The sequence below is a fragment of the Pseudomonas sp. IT-P258 genome, assembly GCF_949767825.1.
In the GTDB taxonomy this organism is placed as follows: Bacteria; Pseudomonadota; Gammaproteobacteria; order Pseudomonadales; family Pseudomonadaceae; genus Aquipseudomonas; species Aquipseudomonas monachiensis.
This window is the reverse complement of sequence record NZ_CATKPU010000081.1, coordinates 1-328: the sequence shown is the minus strand read 5'-3', so window position 1 is coordinate 328 and position 328 is coordinate 1. Positions and strand designations below refer to the sequence as shown.

Below are 328 nucleotides of genomic sequence, written 5' to 3'. Positions count from 1 at the left end.
GGGGCGAAAGCACACCGTCTGCGCATAGGGGATGGCCTGGAAGCTGCACTCGAAGCTGCGGTCGCGGGCGGCGCCGGCCTTGAGCGCGATGATCACCGCCCGCGGCGCGAAGGCCTGGGGCGCGCCGTCGGTGACTTCCAGCACCTGCCCCGGCGCCAGGCGGGGACTGCTGCTCATGCCGCGCAGGCGGGTGCGGCGGTTGAGGTAACGCTCGTGGCGCAGGCGCGCATAGAAGTAGCCGCTTTCGCACTGCACGTCTTCGGGGAAGGCATGGCGGTCGCCGAGCGCGGTGTAGGGTTCGGCGTAGTGATAGGCCTCGCCGTAGGTG

Annotated in this window: 1 pseudogene; it reads right to left on the bottom strand. The window is 70.7% G+C overall.

Annotation, left to right across the window (positions count from 1 at the left end):
- Positions 1-328, bottom strand: a pseudogene (locus ACM6G4_RS24335) (type VI secretion system tip protein VgrG); the annotation flags it as partial.